General features: G+C 56.3%; 13 protein-coding genes and 1 tRNA gene. 10 read left to right on the forward strand and 4 right to left on the reverse strand.

Annotation, left to right across the window (positions count from 1 at the left end; all coding sequences use genetic code 11):
• The first annotated feature begins 16 nt into the window (after nucleotides 1-16).
• The gene (gene fadA, locus FKG94_RS17195; RefSeq protein ID WP_142905567.1) at nucleotides 17-1195 is read left to right on the forward strand and encodes an acetyl-CoA C-acyltransferase FadA; all 1179 of its coding nucleotides are present in this window, start codon (nucleotides 17-19) and stop codon (nucleotides 1193-1195) included.
• A gap of 188 nt (nucleotides 1196-1383) precedes the next feature.
• Here fadA and FKG94_RS17200 read toward each other — a convergent pair whose 3' ends face one another.
• Entirely contained in the window at nucleotides 1384-2067 is a 684-nt protein-coding gene (locus FKG94_RS17200; protein WP_142905568.1) for a TetR/AcrR family transcriptional regulator, read from the reverse strand.
• Between the two features lie 562 nt (nucleotides 2068-2629).
• Between FKG94_RS17200 and FKG94_RS17205 the strand changes: the two genes are divergently transcribed.
• Entirely contained in the window at nucleotides 2630-5206 is a 2577-nt protein-coding gene (locus FKG94_RS17205; protein WP_142905569.1) for a TonB-dependent receptor, read from the forward strand.
• A 352-nt stretch (nucleotides 5207-5558) separates the two neighbouring features.
• Here FKG94_RS17205 and FKG94_RS17210 read toward each other — a convergent pair whose 3' ends face one another.
• Nucleotides 5559-6257 carry a Crp/Fnr family transcriptional regulator gene (locus FKG94_RS17210; protein ID WP_179957692.1) on the reverse strand — a complete coding sequence of 233 codons (699 nt, stop codon included), beginning with the start codon at nucleotides 6255-6257 and terminating at the stop codon, nucleotides 5559-5561.
• A gap of 275 nt (nucleotides 6258-6532) precedes the next feature.
• On the opposite strand from FKG94_RS17210, the gene FKG94_RS17215 reads away from it, so the two are divergent.
• The 8 genes from FKG94_RS17215 (at nucleotide 6533) to FKG94_RS17250 (ending at nucleotide 17643) form a co-directional block, all read left to right on the forward strand.
• A complete protein-coding gene (locus tag FKG94_RS17215; RefSeq protein WP_142905571.1) occupies nucleotides 6533-7486 on the forward strand; it encodes a TraB/GumN family protein in 954 nt (317 codons plus the stop codon).
• A gap of 327 nt (nucleotides 7487-7813) precedes the next feature.
• A tRNA-Leu gene (locus FKG94_RS17220) sits at nucleotides 7814-7898 on the forward strand.
• Between the two features lie 74 nt (nucleotides 7899-7972).
• Nucleotides 7973-9319 (forward strand): trigger factor, encoded by a 1347-nt coding sequence (gene tig / locus FKG94_RS17225; protein ID WP_142905572.1) that lies wholly within the window; start codon nucleotides 7973-7975, stop codon nucleotides 9317-9319.
• 260 nt (nucleotides 9320-9579) lie between these two features.
• On the forward strand, nucleotides 9580-10221 hold the full coding sequence (gene clpP, locus FKG94_RS17230; protein ID WP_142905573.1) for an ATP-dependent Clp endopeptidase proteolytic subunit ClpP: 642 nt from the start codon (nucleotides 9580-9582) through the stop codon (nucleotides 10219-10221).
• Between the two features lie 218 nt (nucleotides 10222-10439).
• Nucleotides 10440-11732: an ATP-dependent Clp protease ATP-binding subunit ClpX gene (clpX, locus tag FKG94_RS17235; protein ID WP_142905574.1), complete on the forward strand. Its 1293-nt coding sequence runs from the start codon at nucleotides 10440-10442 to the stop codon at nucleotides 11730-11732.
• Between the two features lie 211 nt (nucleotides 11733-11943).
• Entirely contained in the window at nucleotides 11944-14364 is a 2421-nt protein-coding gene (gene lon, locus FKG94_RS17240; RefSeq protein ID WP_142905575.1) for an endopeptidase La, read from the forward strand.
• Nucleotides 14365-14666: 302 nt separating this feature from the next.
• Complete coding sequence (locus FKG94_RS17245) at nucleotides 14667-14939, forward strand: HU family DNA-binding protein (RefSeq protein WP_142905576.1); 273 nt, start codon at nucleotides 14667-14669, stop codon at nucleotides 14937-14939.
• An 820-nt stretch (nucleotides 14940-15759) separates the two neighbouring features.
• Nucleotides 15760-17643, forward strand: a complete 1884-nt coding sequence (locus tag FKG94_RS17250; protein ID WP_142905577.1) for a SurA N-terminal domain-containing protein — start codon at nucleotides 15760-15762, stop codon at nucleotides 17641-17643.
• Between the two features lie 422 nt (nucleotides 17644-18065).
• On the opposite strand, the gene murI is transcribed toward FKG94_RS17250, so the two are convergent.
• On the reverse strand, nucleotides 18066-18899 hold the full coding sequence (gene murI, locus FKG94_RS17255) for a glutamate racemase (RefSeq protein ID WP_142905578.1): 834 nt from the start codon (nucleotides 18897-18899) through the stop codon (nucleotides 18066-18068).
• A gap of 20 nt (nucleotides 18900-18919) precedes the next feature.
• Nucleotides 18920-19345, reverse strand: coding sequence for a tetratricopeptide repeat protein (locus tag FKG94_RS17260; protein ID WP_142905579.1), 426 nt, complete (start codon nucleotides 19343-19345; stop codon nucleotides 18920-18922).
• Nucleotides 19346-19431 lie beyond the last annotated feature (86 nt).

The following is a 19431-nucleotide window of genomic DNA, read 5'->3' on the forward strand; positions in this document are numbered from 1 at the left end:
AAGCAGGAGAATGACCATGAGCTTGAATCCAACAGATGCGGTGATCGTCGACTACGGGCGCACGCCCATGGGCCGCGCCAAAAACGGCTGCTTTCGCCACCGGCGTGCGGATGATCTGAGCGCTGCCGTTATCAACGGGCTGCTGGCCCGCAACCCGGCCCTGGCACCGGCCGCCATCGACGATGTGATCTGGGGCTGTGTGATGCAGCGCGATGAGCAGGGTTTCAATATCGCCCGCAACACCATCCTGCGGGCGGGGCTGCCGCACACCATCCCCGGGCAGACGGTCAACCGTCTGTGCGGGTCGTCCATGTCGGCGCTGCACACCGCCGCGGCCAATATCATGGCGGGACTGGGGGATGTGTATCTGGTCGGTGGGGTGGAGCATATGGGCCATATCAATATGAACGAGGGGCTGGACCCCAACCCGATGCTGGGCCTGTCGGTGGCCAAGGCCGCCGGTTCCATGGGGCTGACGGCGGAGTACCTGGCGCTGTTACACGGCATTACCCGGGAGCAGATGGATGCCTTCGGCGCGCGCTCCCATCACCGCGCCGCCCGCGCCCGAGACGAAGGGAAATTTGACCGCGAGATCATTCCGGTGACCGGTCACGACAGCGACGGCGCCCTGTGTCTTATCGAGCAGGACGAAACCATCCGGCCCGATACCACCGTCGAGGCGCTTGCCGCACTGAAGCCGGTTTTCAATCCCAAGGGCGGTATGGTTACCGCGGGCACATCTTCCCAGGTCACCGACGGCGCTTCGGTAATGCTGGTTTTGTCGGCGGCGCGGGCCGAAGCGCTGGGTTTACAACCGCTGGCCAAAATCACCGCGATGGCGCTGGCGGGGGTTGACCCGTCCATTATGGGCTACGGTCCGGTGCCGGCCACGCAAAAGGCGTTGCGGCAACTGGGCATGACCATGGACGATATCGATTGTGTGGAACTCAATGAGGCATTTGCCGCCCAGGCGCTGCCGGTGTTGAAGGACCTGGCGCTGCTCGACAGTATGGATGAAAAAGTCAATCTCTATGGCGGCGCCATCGCGCTCGGGCATCCGTTTGGTTGCTCCGGTGCCCGGATTACCGGTACGCTGCTGTCGGTGATGGCCGAGCGCGATGCCGGGCGCGGTGTCGCCACTATGTGTATAGGTTTGGGGCAGGGGATTACTACGGTGGTGGAGCGCATTGGATGATGGGAGGTGTGGTTTCCCGGACGGGTCAAAGTCACTAACCGTGGGTTGTCCAGGGTATTAACAGATATGAATGCTGGTTATTTAAAGATCGGTAGAAAAGCTATTGTTAAATTCGTTCTTTAAAAACAAGGACATATCATTAGGGGTTCCCCACGGGTGTGGGGTTAAACCGGACACGATGCCGAAGGCTAGACAGGGGTACGGCCGCGGCTTTTCTTGATCGATGCCGACTGTGCCGGTGGCTGAGATTGACGCCTTGCCGTGCTTTCACCCGGCAGATCGAGCAATTCGCGCTTGGCGATGGCTGCCAGAAAATCCGTGCGCTGTCTGGCCCGCTTCGGTGAGGAGTAGAGAATATTGTCGATAGCTTCGCCCTGAAACTCATGCACCAACATGTAAATCACCGCATCAAATTGCGGATTGTCTCGCGCCGCGACGGGAAACAGGTCTTTCGCCAGCGTCAAAATGGTCTTCATATTGTTCTTGATAATCGGCTTGAGTCCGGCGCGCAGGACGCTGTCTGTTCTCGAGGCCACGATCAATTCCAACACCGCGTGGTATTCGCGGGTCTTATAGTTGCTGCGGATCAACTCCAGGCCGTCGGCGATGCGATCGGCGGCGACGGGCCGGCGGGTGAAACGCCGCTTGAATTTCTCCACCAATTTGGCGTAGGCGTAATCAGCAGTGGCCACCATCAGCGTTGTGCGATTGGTAAACTGCCGGTACAGGCCGCCTTTGGATAACAGTGCCCGGTCGCAGATTTCCTGGGTGCTGGAGCTGTAGTAGCCCACTTCGTACAAACTGTCGATAACCGCCTCGATGACTTTGCGCCGAGTCTGCGCACTGCGCTCCTGTTGTGTCCTTTTCTGCATTATGGAATCGTCCGCCGACTTTACTGAGGTGTCAGCATAGACTGTTTTTCGGTGTTGTGCATAAATGAATTTTCTAACTGGTTGATTTTTATGCGTAAAAAGAAACTGCTCATTTTTTACAAAGGAGTTATACGTGCCGCTGTAGTTTTTCTACACAGACCGGGATTTTAAACTGGGAATCTGTTGCCTTGCAATTGTCGTCAAAGAGACTGTTTGGTCGCTAAAAAATGGTCTACACTGTCGGCGCGTTTATCGACTTGCTCTGCCGGTTACAGGTTCTGATCGGGGTGGTGCTGGGTTTTTTGCAGCGAGCCTTTTTAGCATTCAAGCTCGACGCCGCTGGTGTTCACAGGCGGCAACTTACAGATAACAACGGCGAGAGCGAAAGCGATACGTTACACAGATATAAAAAAAACACAGCTAAGAAAAATAAGTAATAGTGACGAAGAGCCAACAAGAGTAGATCACAGCCTCGGCCATTGATGCCGAGACGATTCATACAAGCGCAGTAAACAGATTTTTCTCAATAACGATAATATGAAAAACTGGAGGCGTTGCCGTGATGTTGAAGAGAAACGATTGTACCGTGAAGCCCCTGGCTGCCGTCGTGGTTGCGAATGTAGTTGCAACTGCGTCGCTGTCTACCTTGGCGCAGGAGCAGCCGCTGCTGGAAGAAATCATTGTCACCGCGCAAAAGCGCAGTGAATCCCTGCAGGATGTCCCCATCTCAGTGGCGGCGGTCAGTGGTGAACGGCTGCGCGATGCGGGTCTGCAACGGTTCGAAGACGTCAGTGCTTATGTACCGAACTTTTCTGTGCAGAAAGACCCGATCGGCGACCGCATCAATATCCGCGGTATCCAGTCGGGCAATCAGGCGGGTTTCGAGCAGTCTGTGGCAACGTTTGTCGATGGTGTGTATCGCGGCCGCGGCGTGCAGGCGCGCTTTGCATTTCTCGATATCGAGATGCTGGAGGTGCTGCGCGGACCCCAGGGTACGTTATTCGGTAAGAACACTATCGGCGGCGCCCTGAATATTCGCTCCGGCAAACCCACCGATGAGTTCGAATCGGAAGTGTCACTGGCCTACAATCCGGAATTCAAGGAAACCGAAATACAGGCTTATGTCTCGGGACCGTTAAGCAATACCCTAAGCGGGCGCCTGGCGATTATGTCCCGGCAAATGGATGAGGGTTGGGTCGACAACCGCGGTTATGGCGAGGATGTTCCCGACTCTGATGAACTTGCCTATCGTATTTCCCTCGAATGGGCGCCCACCGACACCACACTTGTCGAATTCAAATATGAAGACGGCGACTGGGATGTGGTCGGTCAACCGCTAATCATTCTCGAGGCGGGCACCCTGGCGGCGTTTGGTTTTAGCGGCGGCCGGGATTTCAACACCGTGATGACCAACGATCGAAGCGTTACCGCGGCGCTTACCGGTATCCCGGAACCGGCCTGGGGAGACGACGGGCCGATTGACTTCGGTTCCGCCAATCTTTTTGAGGGCGATTCCTCCGAGTTGGCTCTGACGGTAAACCACACGTTTGACAATCTCGGCACGCTGACGGCGATTCTCGCACAGTCGGAATATGATTTTACCCGCGCTCTGGATTCGGACTTCGGCCCGCTGCCCATATCCCGATTTGACGACAGTGAGGATTTTGAGCAAACCAGTTTCGAGCTGCGCTTTGCCTCGGAGACCGGGACAGCGCTGGAGTACATCGGCGGTATCTACTATCACGAGAGCAGTATGACGGTGGACGGTTTGTCGTACCTGAATAATGGTGCTATCAATGCCATTCTCAATGTCAGCTGTGCCGCCGGCGGTGGTGTGCAGGTTGCTGCGCTTTCGGACCCCTTCGCCAGTTTGATTGCTACCGTGAACGCCAACGCGATGCTACCTACGCCCACTACTGCCGCGACTGCCAACTCCTGCGGGCAGGCCGCGCTTTTGGCAGGGCTGCCATCGGTACCCGGCGGCAACCGTTATTCCGTATTGGATCAGGACACCGATACCTGGGCCGTATTTGGCCAAGCCACCTTCAGTGTTACCGACACGGTGCGCGCAACGCTTGGGGTGCGCTACACAGAAGAGGAGAAGGAAGCCGACAAGTCCGCCAATGCCGCGGATTACGCCGGCGGCAATACCGCCCCCACCGCCAACCCGGCAGTGGTGTTGGTCACCAGCATTATCGGCGAGTTCACGCCTCACGATATTCGCGGGCTCAGCCGCGATGAGGAGAGTTTCACCTGGTCGGCGAACCTGCAGTGGGACCTGAGTCCGGAGATCATGTTGTACGGCACCGCCTCCACCGGTTTCAAGGCGGGCGGATTCAACTCGTTTTATTTCGGCGAGCCCAATGGCGCCGGCTTCGATCCCGACGACGCCGAATTTGAGGAAGAGGAGGCGTTGACATTTGAGTTGGGTGCGAAAATGAGTCTGGCGCAGGGCGCTGCGGAGCTGAGTGTTGCCGCTTTCCGCACTGAGTACGACGATTTGCAGGCGGCAGTCTTTACCGGCGGCACCACCTTCACGGTGGAAAACGCCGCCGAGGCGGTAACCCAGGGCATAGAGATAGACGGTCGATGGCAGTTGACACAAAATGTCCTGCTGCAGGGCTCGTTCGGGTGGATCGACTTCGAATTCGACAGCTTCACCAGCCAGGCCTGTACCAACCTCCAATTCCAGACATTTCGTGAAGGTATCTGGGCGGGGGGCGCCAATCCGCTGGCGGCACTGTTGAACAACGGCGATTGCAGTGATGCCGGTGTCAATGATCTGGCCGGCAGCGTCAGCGAAAACACGCCGGAGTTCCAGGCCTCCCTGGCGGCGACTCTGACCCAGTCGATCGGTACTTACCAGTTGCTGGCGACCCTCGGGCTCAATTATTCCGACGAGCAGTTCCGCGCCGGCGATATCGATCCGATCACACTCGATGAAAGCTTTGTCAAAGTGGACGCCACTTTCACCCTGGGACCTGAGAGCGGCGCCTGGGATATTTCACTGATCGGTAAAAACCTGTCGGATGAGACCACGATCAACTACGCCAATGATACGCCGCTGTTTCCCGGCACCTTTCAGGCGGCGCTGGAACAGCCTCGTTCTATCGCAGTGCGGGCGCGGTTGTTTTTTTAGGGACGCGGTTAATGGCATTTCCTCATGCTTACTTGTAGCAACTTGCAGATTCCCACTCCAATCGTATCGACCTCGATCAAGCGTGCCGAAGGGAGGTCTGGCTCTGGCTGAAGCCTTCAGAAACTCTCGACAGCAGGGATGCTGTCGTGACCAACAGTAGGCGCTTTAGGCGAGCTCCCAGGGACGGGTCCACAGCGTGTTTCTGAAGGCTTCAGCCAGAGCCAGACCGGTCAATTAGCAGATATCTGCTTAAGTAAGTGCCATTCGAGACGCCGTTGTTTTGCGACAGAGAAATTAACAACCGGCAGCAGTGACGACTCTGCTGCCGCTTGTCAGTCAGCGCTTTTCTTTTCTACTTCCGTTTTTGCGAATACACTTTCAGTTTGTCGATATCGCGCACCGTCAGGTGGCCGTACTCAACCAGTATCACCCCTTCCTTTTGCCACTGGCTGAGTTCCTTGCTGATACTCTGGCGCGAGGTGACGAGCATCTTGCCCAATTCCTCCTGCGAGACGTGCAGTCCAATGCGAATGCCCTGGTCACTCGGCTTGCCGTAGTATTCGGTCAGGTGCAGTATCCGCTTGGCCAGACGCGCCCGCAGGGTCAGAAATGCGGCGTCCTCGATATAGCTGAGCGTCAGGCGCAGGCGTTTGCACAGTAACTTGAGGATCAGGGGGTAGAGTTCGGGATGGATCGCCAACATTGCATGGAAATCCTTTTGCGGCAACAGCAGCAACTGGGTGTGTCCGGCCGCGTAAGTATGATGGGTGCGGCTCAGGCCGTCGAACAGCGAAATTTCGCCGAACCAGTTACCGGTCTCGAGATAAGCGAGCAGGTGCTCGCGCCCGTCGCCTCCGAGACTGCAGACCTTGACGTTGCCCGAGACGATGCAATAAAGCCCGGTGGGAGAGTCGCCTTTGGCGAAAATCAATTCGCCGTCCTGTAACGCCTGGGCCTTCATCACTTGCGCTACCGCGGCGAGGATTGGCTCCGGCAGCTGCGAAAACCAGCGGTCTGTTTGCAGTATTTCCAGTTTGTCCTGTAATAGCATCGGGCTTACACGGCTCTTACCAATCGGGTCGCGGGGGGTTGGATACCCTACCACTGGCATGCAATTACCGCGCAATCAGAATCGATACTACAATAGCCGACCCGGATGAATCCAGTGCCGACTTGTTGCCTCGGGCGCTTCTCCGCCGCTGTCACTTTCTGGTAGACTAGCCGGCCGCTGTGATCGCTCGCCTGTCGATGATGTAGTTGTAAAACCAGTTGCAAAACCAGTTGTAAAACCAGTTGCAGATCCGTTAAACCCAAAACCGGCCCGTAATGACCCCGATCTCCAGAGAATCCCTGTCCCGTCCTGTCCCCTGTTGGCCACTTACCCGCGCCACTGCCGTTATCTCCCTGTTGTTTGTGTGGGTGCTGTCTCCCCCAGTAGTGGCTGCCACCGACGTATCGCCGTTGTTGTGGCGGGTGTCCTCACAGACATCCGCCGGGCAGGTTTATCTGCTCGGGTCGATTCACTTTGGACATCCCAGCCTGTATCCGCTGCCGCCGCCGGTGATGGATGCTTACCACGACGCCGAAGCCCTGGCGGTCGAACTGGATTTGGAGGCGGTGGACCCACACCACGCCGCCCGGCTGATGCAGGCCCAGGGGCGTTACCCGGCCGGTGTGACCCTGCGCGACACACTGGGCCCACCGACCTGGCAGCGCCTGCGGCAGGTCTGTGAAGACCTGGGGGTGGATGTGGAGCGGTTTCTGCAGGTCAAGCCCTGGCTGGTGGCGGTGCAACTGGTATCCCTGCAGATGCTGCAGACGGACTACCGCAAGGAGCTTGGTGTGGATCGCCATTTCCTGCGCCTGGCCCGCGGCGAAAAACCCATCCTAGAGCTGGAGACCCTGGAGGAACAACTGGCCATTTTCGGGCAGTTTTCCGACCGCGAACAGTACGTTTTCCTGAAACAGACCCTGGATGCCCACGAGCGGGGACAGGCACACCTGGACATCATCGCCGCCGGCTGGCGTGCCGGTGACCGCGAGGCGCTGGCCGCGACGGTGCTGGCGGCGTTTGACAGCGAGGATGTCGGCGCCAGACTCTACCGGCTGGTGTTCAGTGAGCGCAATGCGCGCATGGCCTCGGCGGCGGTAGGTTTCCTGGCTCGCAACGAGCGGGTTTTCATGGTTGCGGGGGTGGGCCATATGCTCGGCGAGGAGGGGATTGTCGCCCGTCTCGACCGCGCCGGCTATCGCGTCGAGCAGGTTTCCCCGGGCGGTTAGCCGGCCGGGGTCGGCGCAGTCGTCGACCCCGGAATCGGCCGGCGGGGCCTTATATTGAACCTGCTGAATGAGTGTGGCACAATCAGCACCCCTGAGTCGCCGGAGGGGCGGGCGATATACTAAATTGCCCTGATAAATCAAAGGCTTAGCGGCTAAATTTAGATTCCTGAGAAAGTTGGATTCCTGAGAAAGTTGGATTCCTGAGAAAGTTGCATTTTTGAGGAAGTTGGATTTTCGAGAAAGTGATATTCTCGAGAAAGCTGGATTCTTGAGTCAGGTCTTTGGTTGGACTTCTTTCGAAGTTGGCGGCTCGGCGTTGGTCGAATAGCGGTCGTGGCGGAATTGGTAGACGCGCTGGATTTAGGTTCCAGTGCCGCAAGGCGTGAGAGTTCAAGTCTCTCCGACCGCACCAAATGCAGCAGCACCAGAATATAAGCCCAGAATACAAGAACAGTGGCATCACCCCTGAATTGCACGAGGAACACCATGCAGGTTTCGATAGAGACGACTTCCGGTTTAGAACGTCGTTTGACGGTGGGTATACCGGCCGAACAGGTCGACAGCGAAGTGAAAAAACGTCTGCAGCAGGCGGCGAAAACCGTCAGATTAAACGGCTTTCGCAAAGGCAAGGTACCGCTGAAAGTCGTCAAGCAACGCTTCGGCGCCGGGGTTCGCCAGGAAGTCCTGGGTGAGGTAATCAATCGCACCTTCTACGAGGCGGTGCAAAAAGAAGCCGTCAAACCCGCCGGTCAGCCCAGCATCGAACCCACCCAACTCGACGAGGGTAAAGATGTCGAGTTTGTGGCGACATTTGAAGTTTATCCGGAGGTGGCGGTCAGCGATTTCGCCGCCTTCGAAATTACCCGTCTCAGTGCCACGGTGACGGATACCGATATCGATAACATGGTAGAGGTGTTGCGCCAACAGAGCGCCACCTGGGAGACTGTTGAGCGCGCCGCGCAGGACGGTGACCAGGTGACGATCGATTTTACCGGCACCCGCGACGGCGAGGCATTCGAAGGCGGCACCGGTGAGAACCACGATCTGGAGTTGGGCTCCAAGTCGATGATTCCCGGTTTCGAGGAGGGTTTAATCGGAGCGCTTGCCGGGGAGGAAAAGACGCTGGCGTTGACGTTCCCCGAGGATTATCACGCTGAAGATCTGAAAGGTGCCGCGGTGGAATTCAAAGTCACCGTACACCGTGTGGCGGCCAAAGAACTGCCGCCGCTGGATGATGAATTTTTCGCCAAGTACGGCGTAAAAGAAGGTGGTGAAGAAAAGTTTCGCGAAGACGTCAAGGCCAATATGGAGCGCGAACTCAACAACGCCGCCAAGTCCAAAGTGAAAAACCAGGTGATGGAGGCACTGCTCGGAGCCCACGAGGTCGAGTTGCCGAAGTCGCTGATCACCAGTGAAATAGAGACCCTGCGCAACCAGGCATTGCAACAGTTTGGCGGCGGGGCCAATGCGCAGAACCTGGACCTGAAATCCCTGCTCCCCGACGAGATGTTTGCCGAGCAGGCCGAACGTCGGGTAGCCCTCGGTTTAATCGTGGGTGAAGTGGTAAAGGCCGCCGAGATCAGCGTCGATGCCGAACGGGTGCGCGCCATGGTCGAGGAGATCGCCTCCACCTACCAAGAGCCCGAGGAGGTAGTGAACTACTACTACAATAATCAAGAGCTGTTATCCGGGGTGGAGTCTGCGGTGCTGGAGGACCAAGTGGTCGACCATATTCTGGCCGCCGCCAAGGTGACTGATGAACAAAGCACCTACGAAGAGGTGATCAAGCAGGAACCTAAAGATCGGGAAAGCCAGGGTAAAGACGCCGAATAATTGACCAACGTTTACCGCGAAGCGAAGGCTTTGCGGCACGCATTCGCAATCCCGCCAAATTATGCTGTGATCGAGGCGCCAAAACTGGCATATACAGCCGGCACACGTTAAGCTCACTACACCGTTATTGAATCAACACACGGGTTATAGTGTTATCGAGAGATATTGTTAGAGATACTGTTGGCGAAAGCCGTGCGTTGAGCCGATTAACACCGACCCGCAGTGAAAGGGTTGACTTCCAGAAGGACACTTGATTAAAAATGGCGAAGTTCGATTTCTCATCACAAGCCCCCGAGATTACCGGCAGTGGGTTGGTGCCCATTGTGGTGGAGCAGACGGCGCGGGGCGAACGCTCCTACGATATTTATTCACGCCTGTTGAAAGAGCGGGTCATTTTCCTGGTTGGGCCGGTGGAAGACCATATGGCCAATTTGGTAGTGGCGCAGTTATTGTTTTTGGAGGCGGACAATCCCGATAAAGACATCAGTCTTTATATCAATTCCCCCGGCGGCTCGGTGACGGCAGGTATGTCGATCTACGATACCATGCAGTTTGTCAAACCGGATATCAGCACCATGTGTGTCGGTCAGGCCTGCAGTATGGGAGCCTTTCTGTTGACCGCCGGCGCCGCCGGCAAGCGCTGCTGCCTGCCCAATGCCCGCACTATGATTCACCAGCCGAGCGGCGGTGCCCAGGGTCAGGCCTCGGATATCCATATTCACGCCCAGGAAATCCTGAAGACCCGCGACCGACTCAATGAAATCATGGCCGGCCACACCGGTCGGTCGGTAGAAGAGATCGCCCGTGACACGGAGAGGGACAATTTTATGGATGCCGAAGAGTCCAAGGAATACGGGCTGATTGACAAGGTCGTGGAGCGGCGATTTGAGGGCAAGTCCTGATTTGGGCGGGTCCCGTAGAGCGGTACTCGAATAATATACCCGCCTGGCGTTAATCTTGCTTCCATATAGGTAACATCCAGCACGATTAAGCACAATATAGATGCACTATATCCTGCTTCCGGGTAGGGATATATCACACATTGACGCCAGGCACTTGAAAAATGGGCCAAAAGCTAGCATCTTGTTAGCTGGTAGGGCATGGTTTACGGAGTGGTTTAATGACCGATCACACCAACGAAAACGGGGACGACAACGGCAAGCTGTTGTACTGTTCCTTCTGCGGCAAAAGTCAGCATGAGGTGCGCAAGCTGATTGCCGGTCCATCGGTGTTTATCTGCGATGAATGCGTTGACTTGTGTAATGACATCATTCGCGAGGAAATCCAGGAAAGCACCAGTGAGGGTGCATCCGACCGCCTCCCCACGCCGCAGGAAATAGCTGAGATTCTCGACCAGTACGTCATCGGTCAAAGGCGTGCCAAGAAAATCCTTGCCGTCGCCGTATACAACCACTACAAGCGCCTGCGGGTCGGTGACAAGAAAAAGGATAAGGACGATGTCGAGCTGGGCAAGAGTAATATCCTGCTGGTGGGGCCCACCGGTAGCGGTAAAACACTACTGGCAGAGACCCTGGCGCGGCTGCTGAATGTGCCCTTTACCATCGCCGATGCCACGACCCTTACCGAAGCCGGGTATGTGGGCGAGGATGTGGAGAACATTATCCAGAAACTGCTGCAAAAGTGTGACTACGACGTCGAAAAAGCGCAGCAGGGTATCGTCTATATCGACGAAATCGACAAAATTTCCCGTAAGTCAGACAATCCGTCGATAACCCGGGATGTGTCCGGCGAAGGGGTGCAGCAGGCGTTGTTGAAGCTGATCGAGGGCACCGTGGCCTCGGTGCCGCCCCAGGGGGGGCGCAAGCATCCCCAACAGGAATTCCTGCAGGTAGACACCTCTAATATCCTGTTTATCTGCGGTGGCGCCTTTGCCGGCCTGGACAAGGTCATTCGAGACCGCTCCGAGCGGGGTGGTATAGGTTTTACCGCCGAGGTGAAAAGCAAAGACGACAGCAAGAACGTCGGCGAGACACTGAAGGAGCTGGAGCCGGAAGATTTGGTGCGCTACGGCCTGATTCCCGAGTTTGTCGGTCGCCTGCCGGTGATTGCCACCCTCGATGAGTTGGATAAGGCGGCGCTGGTGCAGATTTTGACCGAGCCGAAGAATTCCCTCACCAAGCAGTATGGCAAGTTGTTTGCCATGGAAGATGTGGAAGTCGATTTCCGGCCCGATGCACTCGAAGCCGTCGCTACCCGCGCCATGGAGCGCAAGACAGGGGCGCGTGGACTGCGCTCCATCATGGAATCAGTGCTGCTCGAAACTATGTACAAAATCCCTTCGGAAGACAGTGTGACCAAGGTCGTGGTGGACGAGGCGGTGATCAAGGGGGAATCCGAGCCCCTGCTGGTCTATGAAACGACGGAAACCCCCAAGGCTGCCCCGGAGGATTAGTACCGGCGTCCCGTCTGGGTAAGCCTTGAACTATAAGTATATTTTTCATACATAAAAGGGCCTGCTATCAGGCCCTTTTCGGGTTTTTCTCCGCCAAAAACTTGTAATTCCGTTTGCCAACCCCCACTCTTATCTAACGATCCGTTCACCCCTGCCGGCGGTCAGCAAGCGCCCGGGGAAGGGCGTAAATGATGTGTTAGCGAGGCCACCGATGACCCATAGCGAAGTACTGACATCCGACTGCCATGAACTCCCTCTCCTGCCATTGCGGGATGTGGTGGTCTATCCGCACACTGTATTGCCGCTGTTTGTGGGACGGGAAAAGTCCATTGAGGCACTCGAACAGGCGATGGCCTCTGACAAGCAGGTTTTGCTGGTCGCGCAGAAAAATGCTTCCGAAGATGATCCAACCGAAGACGACATATACAGTATCGGTACCATTTCAACGATTTTGCAACTGCTGAAACTGCCCGATGGCACAGTTAAAGTATTAGTTGAAGGAGGCGACCGTGCCCGTATTGACCGCGTGGAAGATACCGGCAGTTTTTTCCGTGCCGATGTCACCTTGCTGGCCAGTGAAGATGTGCCGGAGCGCGAAGCCGAGGTATTGGTGCGCTCGGTGATGAACCACTTCGAGCAATACGTCAACCTGAGTAAAAAAGTACCTGCCGAGGTGATGACGTCGCTGTCCGGTATCGACGATCCGGGGCGTCTGGCGGACACAGTCTCCACTCATATGTCGCTGGAATTATCGCAGAAACAGGAGATTCTGGAGATGTCGAGTGCGCGCGAGCGGCTCGAACACCTGCTCGGTCTAATGGATGCGGAAATCGACTTGTTTCAGGTCGAGAAAAAAATTCGCGGGCGGGTAAAAAAGCAAATGGAGAAAAGTCAACGGGAGTATTACCTCAACGAGCAAATGAAGGCAATCCAAAAAGAGCTGGGGGAAATGGGCGACCAGCCCAGCGAAGGCGAAGATTTGGAGCGCAAGCTCGCCGAGGCGGGTATGCCGAAAGAGGCCGAAGAAAAAACCCGGGCGGAGCTGAACAAACTGAAAATGATGTCGCCAATGTCGGCCGAGGCGTCGGTGGTGCGGGCCTATGTTGACTGGATGATCAACGTGCCCTGGAAGAAACGCAGTAAAGTGCGTCACGATCTGAATCGAGCTGAAGATATTTTGGAGAAAGATCACTACGGTCTCGAAGAGGTGAAGGAGCGCATTTTGGAATATCTCGCGGTGCAAAAGCGAGTGAAAAAAATCAAAGGTCCGGTGTTGTGCCTGGTGGGACCGCCGGGAGTCGGTAAAACGTCGCTCGGTGAATCCATTGCCCGGGCCACCAACCGCAAGTTTGTACGTATGGCACTGGGTGGCGTGCGCGACGAAGCGGAGATTCGGGGACACCGGCGCACCTACATCGGTTCGCTACCCGGTAAACTGATTCAGAAAATGTCGAAAGCCGGCGTTAAGAACCCGCTGTTTTTGTTGGACGAAGTCGACAAGATGGGGATGGACCATCGCGGTGATCCGGCTTCCGCCTTACTGGAAGTGCTGGACCCCGAGCAGAACAACAGTTTTAACGACCACTACCTGGAAGTGGACTATGATCTGTCGGACGTGATGTTTGTCTGTACCTCCAACTCCATGAACATACCCGGCCCGTTGCTGGACCGTATGGAAGTCATCCGTATTCCAGGCTACACCGAAGATGAAAAGGTCAACATTGCCACCCGTTACCTGATTCCCAAGCAGATGAAATCCAATGGGCTCAAGAAGGGCGAGCTGGCGATTGCAGAGGCTGCCATTCAGGGCATTATTCGCTATTACACCCGCGAAGCCGGTGTGCGCGGTTTGGACCGGGAGATCGCCAAGATTTGTCGCAAAGTGGTGACCGAACACGTCAAATCCAAACAGGGTGCCGGCGGCGAAGTGCACCTGGATAAATTGGAACACTATCTCGGGGTGCGCAAATTTGATTTCGGCACCGCCGAGGATGAAAACCAGGTCGGTCAGGTGACCGGTCTGGCCTGGACGCAAGTGGGCGGTGAGCTGCTGACCATTGAGTCCTCCGCCGTGACCGGCAAGGGCCGCATGATCAAAACCGGCTCGCTGGGCGACGTCATGCAGGAGTCCATACACGCAGCGATGACGGTGGTCAGATCGCGCGCCCAGGTGCTGGGTATCACACCGGATTTTCACGAGAAGTTTGATCTGCACATTCATGTGCCCGAGGGCGCCACACCGAAAGATGGTCCCAGTGCCGGTATCGCCATGTGCACGGCGTTGGTCTCGGTGTTAACAAATATTCCAGTGCGCGCCGACGTGGCCATGACCGGTGAAATTACCTTGCGCGGTGAAGTTTTAAGAATCGGCGGGCTCAAGGAAAAATTGTTGGCGGCACACCGTGGCGGCATAAAAACGGTCATCATTCCGGCCGATAATGAGCGTGACCTGAAGGAAATACCGGACAATATCAAGGCCGATCTGACCATTAAGCCGGTGAAATGGATTGACCAGGTATTGGAAGAGGCGCTGCAGTACATGCCGAAACCCTTCACCGATGAGGAATATGAGGCGCTGGAGGCAAAAGCCCAAAGCGAAAAAAAGGCATCAAACCGTATCAGTACGCATTGATAAGGTATGCCGAAGCGGCGCGAGACGCGCCGCTATTCGGGGAATTGCGCCGCAATTGCGGCCGTGAAACGCCGTTATCGGTTAAATATCCAACAACTGTCTATTTTACTGGGTTTTTCTACGATTCCGTCCTTGACCGCCCCATACCCAGTTGGTATAAATCGCAGTTCACTCGCCTGGCACAGGGCTCTTTGCCTGATGTAGAGGCACATAGAAGGACGGATGGTCCACTGATAGTTTTACCTGCTCGTTAATTCTATCTTTTTGTAATTACTTGAACCGAATAATAAAAGGGGTTTAGTGTGAATAAATCAGAGCTGATTGAAGCCATTGCTGCATCTGCGGATATTCCCAAAGCAGCAGCCGGGAGAGCCTTGGATGCCATGGTTGATACTGTTTCAAACGCCTTGAAAGAGGGAGACCAGGTCGTGTTGGTTGGCTTTGGCACTTTCTCCGTGAAAGAGCGTGCCGCGCGTACCGGACGCAATCCTCAGACCGGCGCACCGATTGAGATCTCGGCGGCAAAAATTCCGAGTTTCAAAGCTGGCAAGGCACTTAAAGACGCAGTGAACTAAGAGTTCACTGCCATTGCCTGAGTGCCTCCTCCCGGTAGTAAATCGGAAATGTAGACTCAGGGTGAGGGTTAAGGCATCAGCAAGTGTCGGGAAAGAATGTCAGGAAATAGTGTTGGTAATAGTGTTGGTAATAAAAAGTACAGGAAGTACCAGCATAGGAAGCATAAGCACAGGTAGTATACGTACAGGAAGTACAAGCCCGGGAAGTGATAGGCGCTCCGGGACATAATAGGAAAAGGATAGACTTAAACAGGGAACTGGCAGGATGTCAGTCGACAAGATGTAAAACAGACTGTCTAGCCATGCAGGCCTGAGAAAGCCATGCAGGTGATAGGTAGAAAGCATAGGAAAAATGCATAGGAAAAAAGCAGAGTACTAAATTTAGCGCGCAAGACATAAAAATTCATTTGAAACAGCTTAAAAGTAATTGGCCGGTTTAGATGAGTCAGTCCAATCAGGTCAATAGTCGAGGCAGATACCGTCACAACGGAAGCTGTCGAGACAGAAACTGTAAAGTTTAGGCAAGTGTCAATAAGCGTAAGCAAATGCGACCGGATGCAAGCGGCTGCAGGCAACCACAACAGATTTGCTGAAGTTCTGTTAGCTGAGGTTCCGCTAAGAAGTTCCGCTAAAGAGTTCCGCTAAAGAGTCGCTGAGGTCAGGGTTTCCAAAGAGACTGTTTTAGCCAATTCCGACACCGGCACTCACTCAGTGGTCCGCGTCATCGATAAAACAGCCAGGGCGCATCAGCTTAGATGCGCCTTTTTCATTTTTCTTATGGCACAGAATTTTTAATGATCCTTTAATTTCGGGGTGTGAGATGCTGCAAAGTTTGCGGGATAATTTAAAGGGCACAGCGGCGACAATCATTGTCGTTTTCATTGCCCTGTCGTTTGGCCTGGTGGGCCTCGAAACACTGTTTGCGCCCAGCGTATCCGGTAGCGAAGCGGCTTCGGTCAACGGCGAGGCGGTTACCGAAACCGAGCTTGCCCGCGCTATACAGTTTCAAAAGCGCCGTCTGGAAGCCCAGTTCGGCGATCAAATGCCCGCCGGGATGGTCAGCGATGAACGCCTGCGCGAGCCGGTCCTGAACGATCTCATCCAGCGTCTGGTACTGGTGCAGGAGGCGATGGATCGCGGCATGGCGGTGTCGGACCAGCGGCTCGATGACATTATTATCAATACCGAGCAGTTTCACGACAACGGACAATTCAGCCCCGAGATTTTCACCCAGTTGCTGCGTATGCAGGGCTATACGCCGGCCGGTTACAAGCGCCTGTTGGCCCAGGATGTACTCTTGAATCAACATGTTCAGGGGGTTAACGACAGTGGCTTCGCCACCGAGGATGACCTGCGACGCATTGCTGCGTTGTCCATGCAAACCCGCAGTTTTCAGTATCTGACCGTCCCCATTGCCGATACCGAGGCGGGTATCGAACTCACTGACGAAGAGATCCAGGCGTATTACGAGGAGCACACCGCCGAGTACCAGAGCCCCGAACAGGTGGCAGTGGAGTATATCGACCTGAGCCCGGCCGTACTGACCGATGCGATTGACGTCGCTGAGGAAGATGTGCGCCAGCAGTACGAGCAGGAATTGGCCGAGCGGCAGGACCAGACCCGGCGTCGCGCTGCGCATATTTTGCTTGAGCCGAAGGACGATGGCAGTGACCAGAGTCTGCTGGCCGACCTGCAGGCGCGTCTGGCCAAGGGTGAGGATTTTGCGGAATTGGCACGGGAGTACTCCGATGACCTGGGCTCAAAGGACCAGGGTGGCGATCTCGGCTATACCTCTGGTGATGCCTTCCCCGAGGCGTTTGAAGCGGCACTGGCCGAGATGGCAGAAGGTGAAGTGTCGGCCCCAGTGGAGACCGATGCCGGCTGGCACCTGATCAAACTGATAGACATCGAAGAATCGCAGGCGCCCAGTTTCGAACAGGACCGGGGACGCATAGAGAATGTATTGCGTCTGGCTCAGGCGGAAGAACTGTTTGTAGAGCTGGCGGAGCGCCTGGCCGATCTCGCTTACAACGCCGACAACCTGGGCGAGGTCGCCGAAACCCTCGGTATCGAGGCTCGCACCAGTGCTCTTTTCAGCCGCTCCGGTGGCGTCGGGCTGCTGGCCAATCGCGACGTGATCGACGCCGCTTTTAGCGATGATGTGCTGGTGGCGGGCAATACCAGTGACATGCTCGAGCTCAGTGAAAGCAGGGTCGTAGTGCTGCGTGTGACCGAGCACCAGAAAGCGCGCACTAAAACTCTGGAGGAAGTCAGAGATTTAGTCACGTCGTCGCTGCGGCGCGATAAAGCGAAGACCTTGCTGGCAGAAGCGGGCGAGGCGCTGCAACAGCGCCTGCGCGACGGTGAAGCGCTGGAAGAGGTGGCCAAATCGGAGGGTTACGAGTCGCAGACCAGCCTCGAGGCCCGGCGCACCGAACCCGGTGCCAACCGGCAGGTGTTACAGCACGTCTTCACGCTGCCCAAACCGGCGGACGATGATACCCCGGTGATCAGCACTATGAACCTCGCCAACGGTGACTATGTGCTGGTCAGCCTGACGGCAGTGGCCAGTGGTGACTTCGAGGCCCTGGCCAAGGAGCAGCGCACCGGCATGAGCAGCCAACTGGCCGATCAGTACAGCAATATGGACTTTGCCGCTTACGAGGACTTTCTGAAGAAGCAGTCAGATATCGATATAAAATAGTCGGGGTGTGCCGGTGCCGGCATTGGCCGGTTGTCGTAAGGGCAGTATCTGCGTCTTAAAACCGGCGCCATCAAACCCGGGTGGTTTGCCGGGTGGCCCCGAGGTTCTTATGTACGAATATCGGTAAAGCGCACTGACAAACAGCCCTGGCAACGCATATTGAAACAAGCACTGACAAATAATGTCGTAAAAAGCGTATTATTGTCAGTGCCGGAGTGTTTTAGTCCGGCAGCTGCGTGTTGATTGGTTTCAGTAGACATCCGCGCTTGCCAGCGGCGCAGACCGGCAGCAGAACAGGGCGAAAAGGTCCTCTGCCGCTTGACCGGTTATTGAATCGCCTTCCTCCGACTATCCGCAATGGCGCTGATCCCGCAGGGATGGTCCCGCCACCGGCAGGGCTCGCAGCGCGAAAACCCCCGCTTTCACCAGGGAATGTCGATGATCTCCGCAGGTCCGCCGTGAAATGCCTGCAGGGTTGGCGCCAGGGCCGCGACTTGATCGGTGTCGGCGGTGAACAGACTGAGATGCCGCGGCGCGTTGGGGAGGGTGCCGGCACCGGCTCGCGCTCCCAATAGCTGTCTGACGCGGCGGGCGATTGCGGCACCGGAGTCGACCCAGGTGACCGGGCGCGGCGCCGCCGCTGCCAATGCCGGCTTGAGCAGGGGAAAATGGGTGCATGCCAGCACAATAACGTCCGGCGCCGGGCTTTGGGTAGTCGTATCGAACAGCGGTTCGATAATAGGACGGATAGCCACCGGGTCCGCTGCCTGGCCTCGCAGATGGTCCTCGGCCATCTGCACCAGCTCACTGCTACCTACTGATACTACCCGGCACTGCGGGGCAAAATCCCGTATCAGATCGCTGGTGTACTGCCGGGCTACCGTGCCGGGGGTGGCCAGCAGGCCGATAGTGCGGTTTTTTGTCAAAGCGGCGGCGGGTTTGATGGCCGGCACCACCCCGACGATGGGTTGACTGAAGCGACTGCGGATACGTGGCAGGGCCAGGGTGCTGGCGCTGTTACAAGCCACCACCACGATATCTGCCGGATGCCGGTCGAGGAGGCGGTGCAGCACTTTGTCCACCCGTTCCACCAGTACAGCTTCCGACTTGGTGCCGTAGGGGAAGGCGGCATTGTCGGACGCGTAGACAAGCGCGCAGTGGGGCAGTCGCGCGCGAATTTCCGCGAGAATGCTGAGCCCGCCGACACCGGAATCAAAAACCAGGATGCGGGGGGTAGCTGAGGCTGTGGCGGGCATAGTGAGGGTTAGTGCGTCGGCTACTGGGTCACGACATCGCGAATGGCCGCCAGGTATTTTTCCGGCTCCCGTTCGAAGATGGCGGTGCCGCCGACGTTATAGGCGCGGTGCAATTCCCGGCGCGCGTTACCGATATCGCCCTGTTCCAACAGGCTCTGGCCGAGGCGCAGATGAATAAACGGATTGCCTTCGGCCTGCGGGCAGTGGAGCGCTGAGTTCAATGCTTCGCGGGCCTGGTGGAACTGGTTGAGGCGAAAATACGTATCGCCAATAGCGGTCAGAACCCAGCCGGCCTCAATCCAGTCGGTCTGTGGTTTGGGGACTTCCAACCAAGCTTGGTAGAATACGCGCAGCGCACCTTTGTAGTCCTGTGTGTCGTAGTGTTCGTAGCCCTGGGCGCACAGAGACTTTATCCGTGTGGCTGTCTGCGAGGCTAGGTTTGACATAAGACCTCTGAACCCAATCGTCATTTGTCACAAAGGTCTGATGGTAAGGAAAAATCGACCGCGTGAACAGAGGCGCATAATTTACT

Origin of the sequence: Exilibacterium tricleocarpae, from assembly GCF_007004655.1 — a bacterium.
In the GTDB taxonomy this organism is placed as follows: domain Bacteria; phylum Pseudomonadota; class Gammaproteobacteria; order Pseudomonadales; family Cellvibrionaceae; genus Exilibacterium; species Exilibacterium tricleocarpae.